This is a genomic window from Serratia sp. OS31 (assembly GCF_014164835.1).
GTDB lineage: Bacteria > Pseudomonadota > Gammaproteobacteria > Enterobacterales > Enterobacteriaceae > Serratia > Serratia liquefaciens_A.
Genome location: NZ_JACJFQ010000089.1, coordinates 1 through 1,437, shown reverse-complemented (window position 1 = coordinate 1,437; position 1,437 = coordinate 1). Strand labels below are relative to the sequence as shown.

Here is a 1,437-nt window from a genome sequence, read left to right as displayed (position 1 = left end):
TGAAGTGAACCCCGAAAGTTGGACACCCAACAAGTAGGGGTTTTACGCTTAAATGGGCAGAAAAAAGTACACAACAGAATTCATCCGCAAGGTTGTCCTCCACTACCTCAATAGTGCTGATGGTGCGAAAAAAACAGCTAAGCTGTTTGGTGTCGATCATGGTGCTGTCCGTCGTTGGGCGGAGCATTGGAAGGCGCGTGGTGAGGATGGACTCGACATTCCCATGAGATCATACTCAGCTGAAACCAAAGAATCAGTGGTCCTTTGGATGCTGGATAATGGTCAATCCTCCCGCAAGGCAGCTGCAAAATTCAACATATCAGCAGCGAGTACGATTAGCAGATGGGAACGACTGTATAGGGAAGGCGGTATTATGGCTCTTCACAATAAGCCGAAAGGAATGCTCCCAGGGGCGAAAAAAACGGTTCAACTGAATGATGAACTTGTTGCTCCCCATCCTGAGTTTCGTACGGTTGAAGAAGAACTTGAGTATCTTCGCGCGGAGAATGCTTATTTAAAAAAGCTTCGGGCCTTAATTCAGGCGCACCAAAAGAAAAAACAATAATAATCAATGAATTAAGGTGTGATTATCGACTTATTCTACTCCTCCGGATTGCTAGACAGTCGCGTAGCACGTTCTACTGGCAAATTAAGGCCAATGGTCGTGGTTGCAGTTATGTACATGAAAAGGAAAAGATAAAAGAGTTATTCCATTACCACAAAGGGCGCTATGGCTACCGCCGCATTACGATGGCCTTGCGTCATGAGGGTTATGGTCTTAACCATAAAACTGTACGGAAATTGATGCGGGAACAATGCCTTGCCTCCAATCTAAGGTATAAAAAGTATCAGTCATACAAAGGGGTCTACGGCAAAGTTACACCTAACATCTTAGAGCGGAATTTTAATGCTGACGGCCCAAATCAGAAATGGGTAACGGATGTTACGGAGTTCAATATCAAGGGGAAAAAGCTATATCTGTCACCGGTATTGGATCTGTATAACCGAGAGATTATTGCCTGGAACATAGATACCAAACCGGATGTAAATCTCGTTGGTAAGATGCTGGATAAGGCGTTGAAAAAGCTGAGTAAGAATGACACACCGATGCTGCACTCGGATCAAGGATGGCAGTATCAGATGGCGACTTATCAAGCGAAACTTATCTCGTGGGGTGTCAAGCAAAGCATGTCACGAAAAGGAAACTGTCTCGATAATGCAGTGATAGAGAACTTCTTCGGGCTCCTCAAAACTGAATGTTGGTACAACGAAGAGTACGAAGACGCGGAACAGTTGAAAAAGGCAGTGGATCGCTACATTGACTACTACAACAACGAACGCATCAAGGTAAAACTAAACGGTCTAAGCCCGGTACAGTACCGGACTCAGGCCATGTTAGCCGCCACGCAAAGTGTCCAATAAATGGGGTTCACTTCA

General features: G+C 45.1%; 1 protein-coding gene. It reads left to right on the top strand.

Features of this window, described 5'->3' with window-relative positions; all coding sequences use genetic code 11:
- The first annotated feature begins 52 nt into the window (after positions 1–52).
- Positions 53–1,422, top strand: a protein-coding gene (locus H5P17_RS26410) for an IS3 family transposase (protein ID WP_182825913.1) whose coding sequence is annotated in 2 segments (ribosomal slippage) — positions 53–515 and positions 515–1,422 — 1,371 coding nt in all. Because the reading frame shifts where the segments join, the coding sequence is not laid out codon by codon here.
- Positions 1,423–1,437: the final 15 nt, after the last annotated feature.